The sequence below is a fragment of the Aeromonas rivuli genome (genome assembly GCF_020149575.1).
Taxonomy (GTDB): Bacteria; Pseudomonadota; Gammaproteobacteria; order Enterobacterales; family Aeromonadaceae; genus Aeromonas; species Aeromonas rivuli.
The window spans coordinates 3,677,501-3,697,254 of the sequence record NZ_CP079742.1; the positions used below are offsets into that span (position 1 = coordinate 3,677,501).

A 19,754-nucleotide genomic window follows, 5' to 3' on the forward strand; every position below is an offset into this window, starting at 1 on the left:
TTTCATCAGGCAGGCCGAAGTGAAAGCTCACCACAGGCGGGGCAAATTCGGCCAGGATCTCGGCTTGAGCCACGCCGAAGGGGGAGCGGCTAGCACTCCGGGTCACCACATCCGCTGCCAAGCCCAGCTCCTGATAGTAGGGCGCCAGCGCCTGACGCCAACGCGCTTGCTGCTGGGCATTGACTGGCAACGGCTGATGACAGAAGAAGTTGACGTTATAAGGAGAGGTCGTAGCGGCACGGATCCTGGTCAGCTCATCACGCAGCCCGGTTTCATCCAGCATGGCGGCGGGCAATGAACCCAAGCCGCCCGCCTTGATGACGGCAATGGCCAAGGCGCTGCCTTGCACCCCGGCCATGGGAGCCTGGATAAGCGGAACGCGGATACCCAGCAGTTCAGTCAGCATCATGATCTCGCCTCAATCCCTTTCATGACTCCGGATGCCATCACGACGGTGCCTCTGCTCATGTCCGATGAGCCTCCCGAATGCCAACCTCCTGCCTGGCCAACGCGATGGCACCTTCTATTGCTCCTCTGGCCTGAGGGCTGTTTTGCCAGCAGCTGGATCCCAGCATGCTGGCCACCAACTGGACTATCTCCTGACTGCTGGCCTGGGCCAGTTGCTCAAAGGAACTGAAGCCCAGTTGTTCCAGGCGCGACACCACTGTCGGCCCCACCCCCTTGATGGCAAGCAGTAACGCTCTGTCTCTGGTATCAAATCCCATGCTGACTCTCCTCTCTCTTCTCTTTATACAGGGCGCCTGATCGGGCCAGGCCGCCACAGGCTCCCCACCGCTGGTTCGCTCACTGATCCGGCGGGACTAGCGGACATTGCGCAGCAGAAAATCTGGCTGGGCACAGGAGCGGCGTTCTCGCCTCACCATCTCATCCGGGCAGGTCATGGACTCGGTACCCGCCTTGTTGACGCAGATATAGATCTCCCGCAGGAAGCGGCCACCATCGGCGCAGGCAAGGGTGATGGTATCCGGGGCCAGCCACTCATTGCCACTGGCCAAGTCCGCCTTGAGCTCGAAGTTGCTCTTGCGCAGCGGCTGCGCTGGGGATTGGTAATCGGCGGGGATCTGCACCTTGTTGCGCAGATCCTCGGCTAGCTGGTGAAATGCCGGCTGACTCAGCCCGGAGCAGGTGCCGTGCTTTTGCCACTCATGGCGATAGAGGAAACGGCTGGGGTAGAGGCCGGGGAAGTCGCGCTCCACATCCCCTGCGAGGCTTTCAGTGCTGCAATCGGAGGGATAGCCCTTCAGATACTGCGGCCAGAGTCCGTGCAGCACGAAGCCAAGTTTGCGGCTGCACTGCTCCCGATCCGAGGGCTTGGCGGCGCAGTGCTCCGGTGACCAGGAGAGGGTCAGGGCATAGTAGTCAAAATCACCGCTGCGGCCCTTGGCCTGCACGGTGGCGGGCAAGGCGAGCAAGGTGATGAGGGCGAGCAGGCCCACTGTTCTTGTCATGGCATCTTCCTTATCGCCTCAACACTAGCCGTCACTGTCCGGCCATGGCGATGAGGCGGACTGGGCATGGATAGCGCGATAATCCCACAAACCGCCCAGATTGACAGCCATTTGAAGCCGCTTGTCCCGACAGGGTCAGACCAGTAAGGGGTTCCGCACCCGCGGCCGCGGGGGTAAGCTCGGGGACATGTGCGCGCCGTGCTGGCGCCGCGCCCCTCAATTTCCCATAGCCAAAACAGGATACGACATGATCCGCAAAAATCCCTCCGGCCACCTGCCGGTCATCGACGAATCGGCCTATATCGACAAAACCGCCATCATTTGCGGCAAGGTGATCATCAAGGAGAATGTCTTCGTCGGGCCCTACGCGGTGATCCGCGCCGACGAGGTTGATGAACACGGCGAGATGGAGCCCATCGTCATTGGCGCCAACTCCAATATTCAGGATGGGGTGGTGATCCACTCCAAGTCCGGCGCCGCCGTCACCATCGGCGAGTTCAGCTCCATCGCCCACAGATCCATCGTCCATGGCCCCTGCGTGGTGGGCAACAAGGTGTTCATCGGTTTCAATACGGTGCTCTTTAACTGCCACATCGGCGAGGGCTGTGTGGTGCGCCACAACTCGGTGGTCGATGGTTGCGATCTGCCCCCCGGCTTCTATGTCCCCTCCACCACCCGCATCAACCAGCAGAGCGATCTGGCCGAGATCCCGCGCGTCACCGTGGACGCCACCGAATTCTCCGAAGACGTGGCCCACACCAATATCGATCTGGTCAAAGGTTACAAGGCGCTCTCCAACGAATTCTGACGCCGCCCCCTTCATGACAAAAGCCGCCCGAGTGAAGTGAACCCCGAAAGTTGGACACCCAACGAGTAGGGGTTCTTCGTTTCTATGGCAAAGCAAAAATACTCGACCGACTTCAAGCGTCAGGTCGTTCTTCACTATCTCAACGGTCATGACGGTGCCAAAAAGACGGCCGCCCTGTTTGGTGTCGATCATGGCGCCGTTCGCCGCTGGACTGAGCACTGGAAAGTCAGTGGTGAAGATGGCTTGACCATCACGACCAAAGCTTATTCTGCTGAGTTCAAAGAGGAGGTACTGCACTGGATGCAGGAAAATAATGCATCTTCTCGCAAGGCGGCCGCAGCATTCAAGATCGCCGCGGCCTGCACCGTCAGTCGGTGGGCGCGGCTTTATCGTGAAGGCGGTATCATGGCCCTTAGTGACAAACGCACAGAGCGCATCATGGCTTCAGGAAAAAAACCACCGAACAAACCGCTCACCGCCCCCTATCCCACTTTCCACAGTGCCCAGGAAGAGCTCGAATACCTGCGGGCGGAGAACGCCTATCTAAAAAAGCTGCATGCCTTGGCTCGGGAAAAGCAGCAGAGAAAGCAAAAATAGTTTCCGAGCTAAGGCAGGACCATCAGCTGGCAACGCTGCTGCATATCGCTTGGTTGCCACGCAGCACCTTCTACTGGCAGGTGAAGTCAGGTACCAGCGCAGGGACCTATGAGCATGAAGCGCAACGGATCAAGGCGCTGTTTCATCACCACAAGGGGCGTTATGGTTATCGGCGGATCACCCTGGCGCTGCGCAACGAAGGGTGCCTAATTAACCACAAGACAGTGCGAAAACTCATGCGAGAACAGGACCTTGCCTCTAACCTGCGCCGCAAGAAATATCGGTCGTACAAGGGGACATACGGCCATATCGCCCCGAACCTCTTGCAGCGTGATTTTCACGCCGATGCCCCGAACCAAAAATGGGTCACCGATGTGACGGAGTTCAATCTCAAAGGGCAGAAGTTGTACTTGTCGCCGGTGCTGGACCTCTATAACAGCGAGATCATCGCCTGGCAGATGGCAACGCACCAGGGGATGCGGTTGGTGGACAAGATGCTGGATGACGCCTTGGCGACATTAGGGCCCACAGACGCGCCGGTGCTGCACTCGGATCAAGGCTGGCAATATCAGATGGCCAGCTATCAGACGCGATTATCGTCAAGGGACGTGAAGCAAAGCATGTCACGCAAAGGGAACTGCCTGGACAATGCGGTGGTAGAGAACTTCTTTGGACTGCTGAAAAGCGAATGCTGGTTCAACGAAGAGTACGAAGATACAGAGCAGTTGAAACGTGTGGTGGATGAATACATCCACTACTACAACCATGAGCGGATCAAAGTGAAACTAAACGGCCTGAGCCCGGTACAGTACCGAACTCAGGCCATGTTATCCGCCAACTAACGTGTCCAATAAATGGGGTTCACTTCACGAGGGCGGCTTTCTCATTTCTGACGATGTCTCTGCTTATATAAGCATGCCGACTCAGGCCCCTATGATGCCACCGTCGTCGCGGGTGATGCGCAGCACGGCGGAGCGGGGAATGCTGGTGCCGCCGTCCGGGAAGTGGGAAGGTGCCAGCTCTTCACCCGGATGCTGCACCCCGACAAACAGGGTGCGCCAGTCCGGGCTGAAGGTAAGACCGGTTATCTCGCAGGCGATGGGGCCGGTCAGGAAACGGCGTACCTCACCGCTCGCCGGATCCGCGCACAACATCTGGTTGTTGCCCATGCCCGCGAACTTCTGCTCGTTGGAGTAGTCGCCATCGGTCTGGATCCAGAGCCGTCCCGCCTCATCAAAACCGATCCCGTCCGGGCTGTTGAACATGTTGTCTGGATTGATATTGGCGCTGCCCGCCATCAGTCCCTCTTTGTTTACCTGGGGGTTGCCCGCCAGCAGGAAGAGATCCCACTCGAAGTGCTCGCTACTGTGATCGCCACCGGCCGGACGCCAGCGAATGATCTGACCATAGGGGTTCTCGGCACGGGGGTTGGCACCATCCAGCGGCTGATTATCCTTGAGGCCCCTGTTCTTGTTATTGGTCAGGGTGCAATAGGCCTCGGCACGATGGGGATGCACCGCCACCCACTCGGGTCTGTCCATGGTAGTGGCACCGAGCCGGGTCGCCGCCTCCCGGGCGAAGATGAGCACCTCCCCCTGATCGGCGAAGCCGTTCTCCTTGGTCAAACCATGCAGACCGTGCACCAGGGGCAGCCACTGACCCGTGCCCTTGAGCTCCCCTTCCTTGGCATCGAAGCGCGCCACATAGAGGGTGCCTTCGTCGAGCAAGTCCCTGTTCGCCGCATCATTGCCCGGCGCCACCTTGTTCTTGGAGATGAAACGATAGATGTGCTCGCCCCGCTCGTCATCGCCCAGATAGACCACGGCGCGGCCATCCTGGTTGATGGTGAAGGCGGCATTTTCATGCTTGAAGCGGCCCAGGGCCGTGCGCTTCTTCGGGGTCGAGGCGGGATCCTTGGGGTCTATCTCCACCACCCAGCCAAAGCGGTTCGGCTCCTGGGGATGTTTGGCGAGATCGAAGCGCTCGTCAAACCTGTGCCAGCCAAAGCCCGCATCCTCGGCGGCCAGGCCGTAGCGGGTGGCCCGTTTGTCCAGATCTGGCTTGCCCTCACTGCCGAAGTAGCCGTTGAAGTTCTCCTCGCAGGTGAGGTAGGTGCCCCAGGGAGTCTGGCCGTTTGAGCAGTTGTTGAAGGTGCCGAGGGCGGTGCGCCCTTCGGGATCGGCCTGAGTCTTGAGCAGGGCGTGGCCCGCTGCCGGGCCGCTCAAGGTCATGGGGGTAGTGGCGGTGATACGACGATTGAGCGCGCCCTTGGGATTGACTTGCCACTTGCCGTCGGTCTGAACCAACTCAACCAGGGAGACGCCATGGGCCGCCTGGGCCTTGGCCACACCGGCAGCACTGAGCTGCTTGCCGCCATCCCTGAACAGGTATTCGTAGTTGGTGTATTCGTTGTTGACCACCAGCAGGGCGCGATCCCGGCCAAGCAGGAAGAAACTCATGCCGTCATTGTTATCGCCAAACTGACGGGCCTGGGCCTTGGCATCATTGTCCTGGCTAAAGGCGGGTGCATCGGCGAACAGCGCATCTCCCCAGGCGATCAGCACCTCGGCCTTGTAGCCGGGCGGCACCACCACGGTATCTGCCACCGAGGCGGGCACGGCCTGGAAGCCGAGCAAGGGTTGGGTCGCGGCCGCCACGGCGCGGGCAACGGGACTGGCGGCAAAGAAAGCCACCATGCTGGCGGCGCCAACGCCCTTGATAAAGCCTCTGCGGCTCAGCCCCGCCTCGATCAATCGACTGAATTCGGGCTCTTGTTCACGGGGGTGGTTGGCGCTATCAATCTCGTCAAAACGGCTCATCTGCACTTTCCTTGTTATCTGCTCTTACGTCATTGTCCACTCACTGCGTCTGGCCAAAGGATGGCGACGTTTTATTAAACAATGATGACAAAGAGCGCCAATCTTGTCCGGCCAGCGCCCCCCCCTAGGCAGCCTTCACAACTTGTGCCTCAATAGGGGTGGATTGATAAGCCCCACCATCAGGGAGAGTGCAACATGGATGAGTCACAGAAAGAGCAGGCTGGCGCAGGGGAAGGAGATCTCTGCCTGCTGACCATAGGCGAACATGAGAGCTGGCTGGTGCAGGGACGGCAGGAACCCCTGCGCCTTGCCATGGGATATCGAGCCCTGGTGCCCGGCCAGACCCTGGGCCAGTTTCACCGCGAGCCGCCCAGCCCCCTCGAACTGGAGCAGGCCATCGCCTGGGTGGAGGATATCGTCATGCCGCTGGCCACCGACCTGGCCCCCTGCTCGGCCTTGCGGCTCACTCCAAGCCTCCTCACCCCACTTTTTGGCCCCGTCACGCTGCCCCTGGCCCGCATCGAGCAGAGTTTTGCTCAGCTCGCCGCCATGGCAGAGAGGGATCCCCTGGCAGCCAGAGACTTGCCTGCCGGAAGGGAGTTTGCCGCCACCTTGCTTATCTTGCGCGAATTCATGCACCACCTCGGCTTTATCGAGGTGAGCCTGCTCGCGGCTCAGCCGTGATGACAGGCCCTGTTTCACCTGCAGCGACCATGACAATCCAGGGCTGCGAACGGGAGCAGCCCGCCCCCTCGCTATCAGGGAGAAGCACGGAGCGATCAACCGGGCATCCCTTCAACCGCCTTCTGCCAGGGGCCCCGCTTCTGCTACCATCCCGGCCACGATCACTGTTCCCGTCACGGCCCTGGCCGCGATAACCCCACACTGGTGCCCTATGTCCATTGCCTCCTTTGCCGAACTGGCCCTCTCCCCCCGCCTGCAGCAGACCTTGCGCGAGCTCGGTTATGTCTCGCCGACCCCCATTCAGGCCAGCGCCATTCCCGTGATTCTGGCGGGGCGAGATCTGATGGCGGGGGCCCAGACCGGCACCGGCAAGACCGCCGCCTTCGTGCTGCCGCTGCTGGAGCAGCTGATGCAGCTGATGCAGCAGCCGCAAGCTGGCTCCTCCCGTCCCATCCGCGCCCTGGTACTGGTGCCGACCCGCGAGCTGGCGGTGCAGGTCTTTGAGAGCGTGGCGCGCTACGGGCAGGGCACTAGCCTCACCAGCGCCCTGGTCTATGGCGGGGTGAGCATCGCCGCCCAGGTGGAGGCGCTTAAAGCCGGGGTGGATATCTTGATCGCCACCCCGGGCCGCTTGCTCGACCATCTGCGCCAGGGGGCCCTGAGCCTTGGGAGCCTCCGCCATCTGGTGTTCGACGAGGCGGACAGGATGCTCGACATGGGCTTTATGGACGAGATCACCGCCCTGCTCAGACAGATACCGGCGGATCGCCAGACCCTGCTCTTTTCGGCCACCTGCGACGACAACCTGTTTGCCTTGAGCCGCGTGCTCTTGCGCGACCCCGAGCTTATCGAAGTGGCACCGCGCAACACCACGGCGGCCGAGGTGGAGCAGCGGGTCTATGCGGTGGATGGGGAGCGCAAGCTGGCGCTGGTGGAGCACCTGATCAAGGTGAAGGGCTGGGCCCCTGTGCTCATCTTCAGCCGCACCCGTCAGGGGGCCGACAAGCTGGCCCAGCAGCTCGGCAAGGCGAGCATCAATGCGCTCGCCTTCCACGGGGATCTGTCGCAGAGCGCGCGGGAGAAGGTGTTGCTGGAGTTTCGCGCGGGCACCTTGCAGGCTCTGGTCGCCACCGACGTGGCGGCCCGCGGGCTGGACATCAGCGATCTCAACTATGTGATCAACCTGGAGTTTCCCCATCAGCCTGAGGACTACGTGCACCGCATAGGGCGCACCGGCCGCGCGGGCAACAAGGGGCTCGCCATCACCTTGTTCAGCCCGGAGGATGCGCCCCTGCTGGAGAAGGTGGAAGCCGTGCTCGACACCCGCTTGCCCCAGCAGTGGTTCCCGGGGTTTGAGCCCGATCTGACCCGCTTCGACCCCGAGCCGCGCCGCAGCGGCAAGGGCGCCCAGAAGCAGAAGGCCAGAAAGCAGGCTCTCGCGGGTGGCAAGGGTAAACGTTAAGCCCCCTTAACCAGACGCTATGCGCCTTGGAGAGATATGACACCCCTACATGAAATGGCACTGATCCATTGCGAACAAGGCTCGCCCTATTTGGCGCGGCTGGAGCAGCTGTTCCAGTCGGCGTGGCCAGACTTTTGGTTTCGCGATACTTACACCCAAAATGCGTGCTTGCCGCCTGTGCTGATTGCCGTCATGAATGGGGTGGTGATAGGAGGGTTGGCTTACTCTCGCTTCAAGGAGCCTCATCGCAGCGGTGAAGTCATCTGGATCAATGCCGTGTTTGTCAGTGCAGAATACCGGGGTAAAGGCCTTGCCAGCCGACTCATCAATGCCGGTGTGTCACAGGCATTGGCATCGTCACAAGAGTATCTCTATGCCTATACGAATGTCCCGGCACTGTATCAATCCTTGGGGTGGTCTGAAGTCGATATTGAATGTGAGCCAGATCACAAGGTCATGGGCATTTCACTCAAGCCCCGGCTACCCGAATAAAAAGCGTCGAGGAAAACAGCCAGGATCCGCTAGGGAACAGGTGCAACTCCCTGTGTTTATCTGCCCCAAAACGGCGGCGCAATCTTGGGTGAGCTGCACTTCCCCCGCCCGCACGCTACCGCCCCAGAAGCTAGCCACCAGTATCAAGGCCCCGGCCAGCCCGTATTTGATCCACGATTTCATCGTCTTGCTCCCCTCTCTTTGGCCCCTTGCCACCCCAGTGGCAAGCAGCCCTTTAATCAGTGGGCAGAAGATAGGGGGGATTTGTGAGGGGAAAATGAGGTTGTGTGAAGTCTGGGTGAAGATGGTGAAAATAGGCTCTTCTCTCCATGTTTGTATGAAGAGCAATCTGCAGGCATCTCTCTCCGTATCTTTATTCGGACTGAAAAAGTGGAAATCAATATCCCTATAAAAGCCTCTTATCGGAACAAAACACCACCCCACCCTCTCTAAATAATACAAGATCACACAAAATCATAACAACGTAGCACTTTCATTTTTTTAAAAAAAACACAAAATAAAAAAATTGACCCAAACGAGTCACCACAATACTGTTGTGAATACTAACTCACATCCCTAACTGTATTTTTACAACTAGTTATCAATGCCCATTTATCAAAGGTGGTTTATGTCTTTTTTAACACCCGCAGAAAATTTACCACTTCTTAGATTTAATGAACTAGTAATCAGAGCCGCTACGTTAAATGATATGAACAGTATCTATACAATGGGTTATGATGCTTGGGGAGATGGATTAGAACTCAACAAGTATTTGTTTTCCTGTAATAGTTCTGAAAAATATAAAAAAGGAACCTGGTATATTCTTGAAGAACGCAATTGTATTTTAAGTTCTATTATATGTTATTCACTACCTTCCATTTCTGACATTTCAACCATAGGTATAGGGTCTCTATCTACAGTTTCTGATAAAAGGCGAAATGGCTTTGCCAGAATATTATTAGACGCAGTAAAAAAAGAGTATTGCAACCAATTTAAAACAAGAGCGTTTATTCTTTATTCCGATATTAACCCTGACTACTACAAGATATCAGGATTCGAACCTTTACCAGATTTTCTTCAAAAGAAAAAAGATACTACATGTATGGTTAATTGTAATGACATCGACATGGAAACAATAATTAAAAACTTTATAAAAAACGCTCCATTATATTTCTAGCCCCCACTGTTTTGTAGAGTTGTACCATAACTAACATGTACAGATCTAGTTATCACCTGACACCGGCCTCAAACCGGTGTCTTGTTTACGCTACGTTATCGCGTACTTCCTTCGGTATCAATTTCAGTCCCTTCTTGAACATGCTGTAGGGCGTCTGCCCTTCCATCATTCGGCCCTGATGAGGCCGCTTGGTGTTGTACTGCTCCAGATAGCTATCCAGGTCTGTCTGCATCTGCCCCACCGACTCATACCAGGTCGTCCTCCCCTTGATACGGAAGTGTTCATCCAACAGTGTCCGGTGCAGCCGCTCGATAAAGCCGTTGCTCTGCGGCCTGCGTACTTTGGTGGTCCGGTGTTCAATCCCCTCCAGTTGCAGAAACAGCTCGTAGGGATGATAGTCAGGGCGCCCGCAGAACTCGCGCCCGTTGTCCGACAGGATGGTATAGACCCGTGCCTCATGGGCTTCGAAGAACGGCAGTACCGTTTCATTGAGCACATGAACCGAGGTCACCGGCAGCTTGCTGGTGTAGAGCCGTCCCCAGGCGTGGCGGCTGTAGCAGTCCAGCACGGTTTGCAGATACACCTTGCCAACCCCCTTGAGTGCCCCCACGAAGAAGGTGTCGACCGCCACCAGTTCTCCGGTGTAGTGGACCTCTATCTGGCGTTCTCGGAACTCGGGGCTGAAGCGCTCGAGCAGGCGAATTTGCTCGTCATTGAGCTCAATCGTCTGTTCCCGATGGGTTTTCTCGAGACGCAACAAACGGTCGTGTTTGGAGAGCAAATCGTGACGCTGCCATACGCCACGCACGCCGCCCGCACTGACATTGATGCCTTGCAGGGCGAGCTCCTGCGCGACCCGAAGCGGGCCGTAAGTAGGGTTCGTTAGCGAGTAGTCGAGGATGGCTTGTTCAATCTCGGGAGCGACCCGGTTGGGATGAACCCCTTTGCAGCCGGGTAACTTATCGAGCAACCCCTCGGCGCCATAGGTCTGGTAATTACGACGGATCTCGTAGAACTGCTGGCGGCTGTAGCCGATGAGCTTGCAGGCTGTGCTGACGTTATTGAGCTCTTTGGCGAGCTCTAGCAGGCTGAGTTTACGGCGTGCTACTTTCTCGTTGGTGGTCATACGGTGACTCCAGATAACACGGTAGGGGTACCGTTTTGTTATCCGGTTTGAAGCCGTATGACCACTCCCTTTTGTGGGCAACTGTCAGGTGAATACCATCTCCATACATGTAATCAAATCAACGGCGGTGTGCGCGGCGGCACCCTGCGCTTGCTGCCGGTGGACTCGAAGGCCGAGGCAACCCGCAGCAGGTTATTGTCGTCATAGGCGCGACCGGCGAAGGTCAGCCCCACCGGCATGCCGATATCGGCCATCACCCCCATGGGGACGGTGACGGTCGGCACGCCGAGGTGGCGAATGGCGAGATTGCCGTTGGCGACCCAAATGCCGTTGCTCCAGGCGATGTCGGCGGAGGCCGGATTCACGTCAGCATCAGCCGGGGCGACGTCGGCGACGGTGGGGAACAGCACGGCGTCGAGCTTTAGCCCATCCATCCAGTCCTCCAGATCCAGCTTGCGGGTCTGCTCCAGGCCGCGCAGGCCGTCCGGCACCGAGGCTATCTCGTCGAAGCGCTTGAGGCCGCGCTTGGCCATCTTGACGTATTCGTCCATACCGGCTGCGAGGTCCCCTTCGCGGTTCGGCAGGGTGCCCGGATCGTGGGGGAAGATCTTGGGCCCGTCGACATCCTCAAGCTTGTTCAACTTGGGATCGCCGTTGGCGCGCAGGAAGTCGTCGAAGGCCCAGCCGGAGAGCTCCCACAGCTCGTCGTTGAGGAACTCAGGGCTAACGATGCCGCGGTTGAACACGGTCGGCGCACCGGGTCTGTCCCCTTCGCAGTTGGAGACCAGGGGGAAATCCACCTCAATCACCTCGGCGCCAGCGGCTTCCAGCGCCTGACGGGCTTGCTCCCAGAGCGCGATCACAGACTCGCGGGTGTGGATGCGCTGACCGGTCGGGCCGCCGATGCCGGGATTCTCGCTGGTGCCGGCCAGTTCATCCTTGTTGATAAACATGCGCGGTACGCCGAGGCGCTTGCCCTTGAGGGCATCGCTCTTGGCGGCGAGCTCGAGGTAGGAGGCCGGGCGCACCTCGGAGGCCTTGGGAAGCTTGATCCAGGGCTGCAGGCGCCACAGATCGCCGCGGGGGTCCGCATCGTCGGCGACCACCACATCCAGCACTTCCAACAGATCGGCCATGGTGCGGGCATAGGGCACCACCACGTCCATGGTCGGGGTCAGCGGCCAGTTGCCGCGCACCGAGATGACGCCACGGGACGGGGTGTAGGCGCACAGGCCGTTGTTGGAGGCCGGGCCACGGCCGCTCGACCAGGTCTCTTCCGCCAGACCAAAAGCGGAGAAGCTGGCGGCGGTGGCGGTGCCGGCGCCATTGGAGGAGCCGGAGGCAAAGGGCGCGGTCAGGTAGTCAGCGTTATAGGGGCTCTCGGCGCGGCCATAGACGCCGCGCTGCATGCCGCCATTGGCCATGGGCGGCATGTTGGTCTTGCCCAGGCAGATGGCACCGGCGGCGCGCAGGCGCTCAACGGTAAAGGCATCGCGCTGGGCCACCAGCTCCTTGAAGGCCGGGCTGCCGGAGGCGGCGGTCAGCCCCTTGACCAGATAGCTGTCCTTGGCGGTGTAGGGGATGCCATCGAGCGGCCCCAGGGTCTCGCCACGGGCACGGCGCGCATCGGAAGCTTCTGCTTCTTTCAGCGCATCGGGGTTGTGCACCACGACGGCATTGAGGCGGGTTTGTGTCTCGGGGCCGTTGTAGGCGGCAATGCGGGCCAGATAGGCCTCGACCAGCTCGACCGCAGTGGTGCGGCCCGACTCGAGCGCGGCACGCAGCTCGGCAATGGAAACCTCGGTGACATCTACCATTTTGGGGATCATTTTGATCTCCTGTAAAAGGGTGACTGTTTGTCATGATGATCGCCGCATCGGCGCCTGCGACCATCACATTATCAAGAGATAAAACTCCACTGCGTGGGGTTTTGAATACCAACTGGAACCGGTTTACGACCCGTCGCGAGAGGCGGTCAGCTCAGTGAAGAGCAGCGCAGGAACCGGAGCGTATAAACATACGTGAGCCCTCGGTTTCACATAAGCGAGCTGCACATAAGCCTCTAATAACTGCCTCGCAGCAGGATCGTCACCCGGTTCTTACTTGCCGGAGGGGATCTGCTGGGTGATGCAGTGAATATTGCCACCCCCCAGCAGTATCTCCCGGGCCGGTACACCGACCACTTTATGCTCGGGGAAGATCTCTTCCAGAATCTGCTGGGCTTCGCCATCGGTGGCGGCATCCAGCAGCGGGTAGACGATGCTGCCGTTGGTGATGAGGAAGTTCACATAGGAGCCGGCCAGACGACCTTCGGCCTCGCGCGGCACACCGCTGCCGCTCTCGACACCGGCGGACTCCTCTTCGGTGCAGTAGAGCGGGCCCGGCTGGGGCAGCTTCCACACTTTCAGCTTGCGACCCTTGGCATCCACCGCCGCTTCCAGCACCTTGAGGGCGGCCAGGGAGCGCTCGTATTGCGGATCTGTCTCGTCGTCGGTCCAGTGCAGGGCAACTTCACCCGGGCGCACGAAGCAGCAGATGTTGTCGATGTGGCCGTCGGTCTCGTCCAGGTAGACGCCTTCGTCCAGCCAGATAAAGCTCTTCACCCCCAGATAGTCGCGAAGCAACGCTTCGATCTGATCCTTGCTCAGGTGCGGGTTGCGGTTCTCGTTGAGCAGGCACTCGGCCGTGGTCATGCAGGTGCCTTCGCCGTCCACGTGGATGGAGCCCCCTTCCAGAATGAGCGGCGCGTCGTAGCGGCTCATGCCGTGCTCGGCCAGCATCTTGGCTGCCACTTCCTCATCCTGGTTCCAGGGGGCGTAGAGGCCGCCCTTGAGGCCGCCCCAGGCGTTGAAGCCCCAATCCACCCCACGGCACTCGCCTGCGCGGTTGGTGACTATGGTCGGGCCGCTGTCGCGGGCCCAGCAGTCATCGCTGTTCATCTCCACCAGGGTGACGTGGGCGGGCATGAGACCACGGGCCTGCTCCATGAACTGGGCGGGGACCCCCATAAAGACCGGGGTGGCCTGACCTATGGCATCCGCCACCTTGACGAAGGTGGCCTGCGCGAAGCGACCGGCCTCCCGCCAGTTGTCCGGGCGGAACGGCCAGATCATCCAGACGGCCTGCTGGTGCGCCCACTCGGCGGGCATGGTGAAGCCGTCGGCGGCCGGAATGGAGTTGATGGTCTTGATGCTCATCGCAAGGCTCCTTGCATGGATTGAGGCCCCCACCTTGACCTGGGAACCCTGGAAAAATAAGAGTGGGTCGCAGTGTAAGAAGTTGCGTGCCCATCCATCAAATGAATAGGATGGATTGTCCCATAAACAGCGCGAATAATCCCCCCATGAAACTGCACCAGCTCGACCTCAATCTGCTGCTCGCCCTTGACGCCCTGATGACGCAAGGGAGCGTGACCCGCGCCGCCGAGTCGCTCTTTATCAGCCAGCCCGCCATGAGCCACGCCCTCAATCGCCTGCGGGCCTTCTTTGACGATCCGCTGCTGGTGCGCACGCCCCAGGGGATGCTGCCAACGCCCCGGGCCCAGCGGTTGCATCTGGGGGTGCAGCAGGTGCTGCGGCTGCTGGAGCAGCAGCTCTGGGAAGAGGAGCTGTTCGAGCCGCGCCAGTCGAAGCGCCGCTTCGTGCTCTGCACCACGGATTACGTGGAGTGCGTGCTGATCCCGCCCCTCATCCAGCGCCTCAAAAAGCTCGCGCCCGGGGTCACCATAGAGATCCGCATACTGCGCGACACCCTGCCGGAGGCGGAGCTGGCGAGCGGCGAGATCGATCTGGTGCTGGGGTTTGACGAGTACATGCAGGTGCCGGGCTATCTGGGCAAGGAGACCTGGCTCACCGAGCCCCTGGCCGGGCTGGTGCGCGCCACCCTGGAGCTGGAGGAGGAGCGCATCACCCTCGCGCAGCTGATTGATATGCCCCACGTGTTCCACTCGCCGCTCGGCACCTCGGAGGCGAGCCTCGACCGCTATTTGCAGAGCCTGGGCCATAGCCGCACCATCTCGGTCAACAGCCAGAGCTATATGTCCGCCGCCGCCATCGTGAGCCAGAGCGATCACCTCTTGGTGCTGCCGAGCATGGTGGCCGAGCTGCTCGCCAACCACTGGCCGCTGAAAAGCCTGCCCCTGCCGGCGGACGTGCCGGATTACCACCTCAACTGCGTCTGGCACCCGGTGCATGCGCAACAACCGGCCGTGATCTGGTTGAAGGCGTTGATGAAGGAGCTGGTGAGCCCTCAATAAAAGGGGCATACAAACTGCGTCTGGCACACTCAGTCACCATGCCCAGCAGCCCGCCCTGATATGGCTGAAGGACCTGATGAAGGAGTTGGTGAGCCCTGACTACCCCCCTCATCCCCAGCCCTTCTCCCGCGAGGGGAGAAGGGAGCGGATACCTGGTCTGTGGAAAAATCTTGGCAACCAACAGGTGGACTCCTTTGCTAGCCTCGTCTCGACCAGCTCCTCGATCAATTCCCTCTCCCTCCGGGAGAGGGCTAGGGTGAGGGCCGCTATGCCCGGCGAGTGAACGGACTGGCGGATGGCTATACCTATTAGGTTCAAACAGCACCGTAGGTATGTGATGAAAACCCACCTCTTTGCCAAGCGGCTGAGAGCCGAGGCGACCCTGGCAGAACAGAAGCTCTGGTTCCAGCTGCGCAATCGCCGGTTTGAGGGGCTCAAGTTCCGCCGCCAGTTCCCTGTCGGGCCCTACATAGTGGACTTCATCTGCCTGGAACAGCGGCTGGTGATCGAGGTCGATGGCTCGCAGCATAATCAGCCGAAGGGTCAACAACAGGATGAGGCCAGAACGGCCTATCTCAATGGCGAAGGGCTTCGGGTGATCAGGGTGTGGAATAACGAGGTCCTGGGGCGGATGGATGGGGTGCTGGCGTTTATCAGATTGTCATTGCAGTGACTAGATTCCCCCCCTCATCCCCAGCCCTTCTCCCGAGGGGGGAGAAGGGCTGGGGATGAGGGGGTCATTCTCAGAAACAACAGTGGCTCCCGCGGGAGCCACTGTTGTTTCCCTCTCCCTTGTCAGGTGCGCAGGGAGGCCATGATCTGGCTGACCACATCGCCGAGCAGCTCGGGCTCGGGACGACACTGGCCGACGGTGACCAGACCCTGGATGCTGACCAGCAGGAAAGCAGTCAGGGTGGGGGTAGCGACCTCAGCGCCAAGCTGCCCCTTCCCTCTGGCTTGTTCGAGCACGACCGCCAAGTCCTCCTCCAACTCGCCATAGTTCGCCTTGAGGCGCAGACGCAGCTCCTCATCCTGTTCGGCAAGCTCCACCAGGGTGCGGGTGATCAGGCAGCAACCATCCAGAGTATCGCTCACCACCTGCCGCAGAAAACCCTCGATGGCCGCCAGTGGCTCGCCCTGTGCAAACCGGGCTCGACGACAGGCCCGCTTGCTCTCGATGTAGTGATCCACCGCCGCCAGCAACAGGCCGCGCTTGTTGCCAAAGGCCGCGTAGAGACTGCCAGGGTGCAGACCGGTCGCCGCCACCAGATCCTGCATGGTGGTCTTGGCATACCCCTTGGATCGAAATGCTTCCATGGCATTTTGCAAGACGGTTTCGCGGTTGAACTCGGCGCTGCGCATCGGGGATCCTGTGGCTAGGGGTTGATATGGCGGCAAGTCTACCCCAGGGGCAGGGTCGGGCCAACTTATCTTGAATGCACATTCAAAAAAGAGTTGCACACAAAGCAAAAAACATCTTGAATGCACGTTCAAGAATCATCTTCCCCAGGACACATCGCCATGGATACTCTGTTTCAGCCTTATCGCCTCAATGCCAGCCTGACCCTGGCCAACCGTTTCATGATGGCGCCGCTGACCCGCTGCATGGCTGGTCCCGGCCTGGTGCCGACCGAACAGATGGCTGCCTATTATGGCCGCCGCGCCGACATCGGCCTCATCATCTCCGAAGCAACCATCATTCGCCCGGACGGTCAGGGCTATCCGGACACCCCCGGCCTCTATAGCGCCGAGCAGATCGCAGGCTGGAAGAAGGTGACCAGCGCCGTGCATGCCAAGGGCGGCAAGATCTTCGCCCAACTGTGGCACGTGGGCCGGGTCTCCCACTCCTTCTTCCACGGCCAGCAGCCGGTTGCCCCGTCCGCCATCGGTCTGGAAGGCACCCTGCCGCGCATGCGCGAACTGAGCTATCCGGTGCCGCGCGCCCTGACCGTGGATGAGATTGTCGAGCTGACCGAGCAGTACGCCCAGGCCGCTGCCAACGCCATGGCAGCCGGTTTCGACGGGGTCGAGATCCACGGCGCCAACGGCTACCTCATCGATCAGTTCCTGCACCATGCCAGCAACCTGCGCGATGACCAATATGGTCAGACCCCGGAGAATATGAGCCGCTTCGCCCTGGAGGTCGTGGATGCAGTCAATGCCCGCATCGGCGGCGATCGGGTTGGCCTGCGCCTCTCCCCCGGTGCCTATGCCCACATGGAGGGCGATGCCCGGGATCGCGCCGTCTTCGATTACCTGCTCGGCGAGCTGAACCAGCGCACCCTGGCCTATCTGCATCTGGGCATCTTCGATGACAGCCTCACCTTCGATTACCTGGGTGGCCGCGCCTCCGATTACCTGCGCGAGCAGTACGATGGCCATCTGGTCGGGGTCGGCAACTACAGTGCCCAGACCGCAGCCGAGGCCATCAAGGCTGACCGCTTCGATCTTATCGCCATCGGTCGTCCGCTCATCGCCAACCCGGACTATCTGGCGCGGGTGAAAAAATCCGAGCCCCTGGTGCCCTACTCCGACACCATGCTGGCCGAGTTGGTCTAAACCCCGACATGAAGCCTGGACAGAGCCCTGTTCAGGCCATGGCGTCCTCTCACTATTTTTTGACCAAGGATGGGATCCGCGCCCCGGCGCGGGTTTCCAATGTTTGGGCCCTCTCAGGGCCCTTTTTTTTTGCCCGCCTTTCCGCCTCTGCTGGCGGCTCAGCCGAGCGCCCCAACAAAAAGGTTGTTGATAACAACCTGATGGTTATATTGGTTGTCATCTACAACCAAAAGGACAGACAGAGATGGATCCCCGCCCCCTGCGCGCCCTGTCGCGCGATCTGGTTCGTGAACTCGGCATGCTCTCCCAACAGTGCGGCTCCCTGGCCCTCAGCCCCCTCGAAGCCCATCTGCTGATCGAGCTGGAGAGCGGCCCCGCCACCAATCAGCAACTGGCCGATCGGCTGCGCATCGACAAGTCCAACGCCAGTCGCCCCCTGGCCCGGCTCGCCGAGCGCGACCTGATCGCGTGGCAGGCCCACCCCTCGGACGGGCGCAGCAAGCAGGCGAGCCTCACCGCCCATGGTGCAGCTCAACTGCACGATCTGCACCGACAGATGGACGAGGCCATGAGCGATACCCTGGCTCAGCTCGCCCCCGAGGAGAGCGAGCGGCTCTGGGAGGGGTTGCGGCTCTATCGCAGCGCCCTGTCCCGTGCCCGTCGCCAGCAGGGTTATCGCATTCGCTCCATCGCTCCAAAAGACAACGCCGTCATCGCCGCCGTGGTGCGCCGCGTCTCTGCCGAATATGGCCTCACCGCCGACAAGGGTTACGGCGTGGCCGATCCCGTACTGGACGAGCTGTTCGAAACCTACCACGGGGCCACGAGTCACTACTGGGTCATTGAAGGGCCGGACGGCACCATTCTTGGCGGCGGTGGCATAGCGCCGCTAGCGGGAGAGGAGGGGGTGTGCGAGTTGCAGAAGATGTACTTCCTGCCCGACTTGCGCGGGCTGGGATTGGGGCGACGACTGGTGTTGCAGGCGTTGGGAGAAGCCAGGCAACTCGGCTACCAGCACTGCTATCTGGAGACCACGGCCAGCCTGCGCGAGGCGACCGCACTCTATGAATCCCTCGGTTTCGAGCACTTGCCTGGGCCGCTCGGCAGCACAGGTCACGACGCCTGCGAGATCTGCATGGTGAAATCCCTTGGCTAGACCAGCAGGCCAGTGCGGCCACAGATTGCACTAGACAAGCAATCACCCTGGCGTCCCGAGGGACGCCAGGGTGACGGGTCTCTCTTAGCTCTCTTTGATGGCCGCCTGGTCAGCGTCCCGAGTGACCGGGGCCAGGGGGCGTTTGGCCCAGAACCCGGCCAGCAGGGAGCCGGACAGGTTATGCCAGACCGAGAACAGGGTGCCCGCCACGGCGGACGCCGGGGTGAAGAACTTCATCGCCAGCGCGGTGGCCAGTCCGGAGTTTTGCAGGCCCACCTCGAAGGCGACGGTGCGGCAGATCCGCTCATCGAAACCGAGCCATCGGCTCACCCAATAACCCGCGGTGATGCCGATGCCGTTATGCAGGATCACCGCCAACGCCACTATGGGGCCTATGGTGGCGAACTGGCCGGCATTGAGGGCGACCACTATGGCGATGATCAGTACGATGGCCGCCATGGAGATGAGGGGCAGCACGGGTTCAAGCTTTTCGGTCAGCGCCTGCAGCCAGCTATTGAGCACGACCCCGATGACGACCGGCACCAGCACTATCTTGACCAGGCTCAGCAGCATATCCAGCACGGGGACATCGACGCTCTTTCCCGCCAGCAACTGTACCAGCAGCGGGGTGATGATGACCCCCAGCAAGGTGGAGAGCGCCGTCATGGTGATGGAGAGCGCCACGTCCCCCTTGGCGAGATAGCACATCACATTGGATGAGGTGCCGCCTGCGACACTGCCCACCAGCACCATGCCCACGGTCAGTTCGGCATCGAAACCGAGCAAGAGGCTGATCAACAGCGCCGCCAGCGGCATGACGCTGAACTGCAACACCAGTCCCAGCCCGATGGCTCTCTTGTTGTTCACCACATCGATAAAATTCTTGGGGCTGAGGGTCAGCCCCATGGCCAGCATGATGATGGTGAGCAACGGCACTATCTGCGTCTTAAGGTCAACGAACAGCGCTGGCTGCCAATAAGCCAGCAGGGAAAACAGCAAGGCCCAGAGTGGGAACAGGTTGGTAATGCGTCCAAGCATGACGATCTCCTTATGGTGATTCGAACGCGGGCAAAAAAAGAGGGCCCGCGAGGGCCTTCTCTTATATCAGCTTTACCCGCAGGAGACCCGCTCGCCGTGCCATCACAGACGC

At 60.2% G+C, this 19,754-nt stretch carries 19 protein-coding genes and 1 pseudogene (1 of these 20 cut by a window edge); 10 read left to right on the top strand and 10 right to left on the bottom strand.

Annotated elements, in window-relative coordinates; translation table 11 throughout:
* The 3 genes from KYK33_RS16900 to KYK33_RS16910 all read right to left on the bottom strand — a co-directional run.
* A protein-coding gene (locus tag KYK33_RS16900) for an NAD(P)H-dependent flavin oxidoreductase (RefSeq protein ID WP_224431256.1) crosses the window boundary here: on the bottom strand, positions 1–409 show its start. The gene continues 635 nt to the left of window position 1, outside the view; 409 of the gene's 1,044 nt are visible here — the first part of the coding sequence; its start codon is at positions 407–409; its stop codon lies off the left edge, out of view.
* A 55-nt stretch (positions 410–464) separates the two neighbouring features.
* A complete protein-coding gene (locus tag KYK33_RS16905; RefSeq protein WP_224431257.1) occupies positions 465–725 on the bottom strand; it encodes a nucleotidyltransferase family protein in 261 nt (86 codons plus the stop codon).
* A gap of 96 nt (positions 726–821) precedes the next feature.
* The gene (locus KYK33_RS16910) at positions 822–1,469 is read right to left on the bottom strand and encodes a ribonuclease T2 family protein (protein ID WP_224431258.1); all 648 of its coding nucleotides are present in this window, start codon (positions 1,467–1,469) and stop codon (positions 822–824) included.
* A 247-nt stretch (positions 1,470–1,716) separates the two neighbouring features.
* Here KYK33_RS16910 and KYK33_RS16915 point away from each other — a divergent pair, with 247 nt between their 5' ends.
* Positions 1,717–2,277 carry a gamma carbonic anhydrase family protein gene (locus KYK33_RS16915; RefSeq protein WP_042039636.1) on the top strand — a complete coding sequence of 187 codons (561 nt, stop codon included), beginning with the start codon at positions 1,717–1,719 and terminating at the stop codon, positions 2,275–2,277.
* 84 nt (positions 2,278–2,361) lie between these two features.
* Positions 2,362–3,716 (top strand): IS3 family transposase gene (locus KYK33_RS16920; protein WP_396021360.1). Its coding sequence is split into 2 segments (ribosomal slippage): positions 2,362–2,859 and positions 2,862–3,716, totalling 1,353 coding nucleotides; the frame shifts between segments, so codons are not numbered across the junction.
* An 81-nt stretch (positions 3,717–3,797) separates the two neighbouring features.
* On the opposite strand, the gene KYK33_RS16925 is transcribed toward KYK33_RS16920, so the two are convergent.
* Positions 3,798–5,693: a PhoX family protein gene (locus tag KYK33_RS16925; protein WP_224431259.1), complete on the bottom strand. Its 1,896-nt coding sequence runs from the start codon at positions 5,691–5,693 to the stop codon at positions 3,798–3,800.
* Between the two features lie 195 nt (positions 5,694–5,888).
* Here KYK33_RS16925 and KYK33_RS16930 point away from each other — a divergent pair, with 195 nt between their 5' ends.
* The 3 genes from KYK33_RS16930 to KYK33_RS16940 all read left to right on the top strand — a co-directional run bounded on the left by KYK33_RS16930 (position 5,889) and on the right by KYK33_RS16940 (position 8,331).
* Positions 5,889–6,377: a hypothetical protein gene (locus KYK33_RS16930; RefSeq protein ID WP_224431260.1), complete on the top strand. Its 489-nt coding sequence runs from the start codon at positions 5,889–5,891 to the stop codon at positions 6,375–6,377.
* Between the two features lie 211 nt (positions 6,378–6,588).
* Positions 6,589–7,839, top strand: coding sequence for a DEAD/DEAH box helicase (locus KYK33_RS16935; RefSeq protein WP_224431261.1), 1,251 nt, complete (start codon positions 6,589–6,591; stop codon positions 7,837–7,839).
* Between the two features lie 36 nt (positions 7,840–7,875).
* On the top strand, positions 7,876–8,331 hold the full coding sequence (locus KYK33_RS16940) for a GNAT family N-acetyltransferase (protein WP_224431262.1): 456 nt from the start codon (positions 7,876–7,878) through the stop codon (positions 8,329–8,331).
* 84 nt (positions 8,332–8,415) lie between these two features.
* On the opposite strand, the pseudogene KYK33_RS20285 reads toward KYK33_RS16940, so the two are convergent.
* A pseudogene (locus KYK33_RS20285) lies at positions 8,416–8,514 on the bottom strand (subclass B2 metallo-beta-lactamase); the annotation flags it as partial.
* 445 nt (positions 8,515–8,959) lie between these two features.
* Here KYK33_RS20285 and KYK33_RS16945 point away from each other — a divergent pair.
* Entirely contained in the window at positions 8,960–9,508 is a 549-nt protein-coding gene (locus KYK33_RS16945) for a hypothetical protein (protein ID WP_224431263.1), read from the top strand.
* A gap of 85 nt (positions 9,509–9,593) precedes the next feature.
* Here the strand turns inward: KYK33_RS16945 and KYK33_RS16950 are convergent, their stop codons facing one another.
* From KYK33_RS16950 to aguA, 3 genes are all read right to left on the bottom strand, one after another.
* Positions 9,594–10,634 (bottom strand): IS481 family transposase, encoded by a 1,041-nt coding sequence (locus tag KYK33_RS16950; protein WP_224431264.1) that lies wholly within the window; start codon positions 10,632–10,634, stop codon positions 9,594–9,596.
* A gap of 113 nt (positions 10,635–10,747) precedes the next feature.
* Complete coding sequence (locus KYK33_RS16955) at positions 10,748–12,451, bottom strand: amidase (RefSeq protein WP_224433044.1); 1,704 nt, start codon at positions 12,449–12,451, stop codon at positions 10,748–10,750.
* A 282-nt stretch (positions 12,452–12,733) separates the two neighbouring features.
* Positions 12,734–13,831 (bottom strand): agmatine deiminase, encoded by a 1,098-nt coding sequence (gene aguA, locus KYK33_RS16960; protein WP_224431265.1) that lies wholly within the window; start codon positions 13,829–13,831, stop codon positions 12,734–12,736.
* 146 nt (positions 13,832–13,977) lie between these two features.
* Here aguA and KYK33_RS16965 point away from each other — a divergent pair, with 146 nt between their 5' ends.
* Complete coding sequence (locus KYK33_RS16965) at positions 13,978–14,889, top strand: LysR family transcriptional regulator (RefSeq protein WP_224431266.1); 912 nt, start codon at positions 13,978–13,980, stop codon at positions 14,887–14,889.
* A gap of 337 nt (positions 14,890–15,226) precedes the next feature.
* Positions 15,227–15,562: an endonuclease domain-containing protein gene (locus KYK33_RS16970; RefSeq protein ID WP_224431267.1), complete on the top strand. Its 336-nt coding sequence runs from the start codon at positions 15,227–15,229 to the stop codon at positions 15,560–15,562.
* 122 nt (positions 15,563–15,684) lie between these two features.
* Here the strand turns inward: KYK33_RS16970 and KYK33_RS16975 are convergent, their stop codons facing one another.
* Positions 15,685–16,251: a TetR/AcrR family transcriptional regulator gene (locus KYK33_RS16975; protein WP_224431268.1), complete on the bottom strand. Its 567-nt coding sequence runs from the start codon at positions 16,249–16,251 to the stop codon at positions 15,685–15,687.
* A gap of 159 nt (positions 16,252–16,410) precedes the next feature.
* Here KYK33_RS16975 and KYK33_RS16980 point away from each other — a divergent pair, with 159 nt between their 5' ends.
* Together KYK33_RS16980 and KYK33_RS16985 are read left to right on the top strand one after the other, a co-directional pair.
* Positions 16,411–17,448 carry an alkene reductase gene (locus tag KYK33_RS16980; protein WP_224431269.1) on the top strand — a complete coding sequence of 346 codons (1,038 nt, stop codon included), beginning with the start codon at positions 16,411–16,413 and terminating at the stop codon, positions 17,446–17,448.
* 244 nt (positions 17,449–17,692) lie between these two features.
* A complete protein-coding gene (locus tag KYK33_RS16985) occupies positions 17,693–18,604 on the top strand; it encodes a bifunctional helix-turn-helix transcriptional regulator/GNAT family N-acetyltransferase (RefSeq protein ID WP_224431270.1) in 912 nt (303 codons plus the stop codon).
* 84 nt (positions 18,605–18,688) lie between these two features.
* Here the strand turns inward: KYK33_RS16985 and KYK33_RS16990 are convergent, their stop codons facing one another.
* A complete protein-coding gene (locus tag KYK33_RS16990; RefSeq protein WP_224431271.1) occupies positions 18,689–19,642 on the bottom strand; it encodes a bile acid:sodium symporter family protein in 954 nt (317 codons plus the stop codon).
* Between the last annotated feature and the right edge of the window lie 112 nt (positions 19,643–19,754).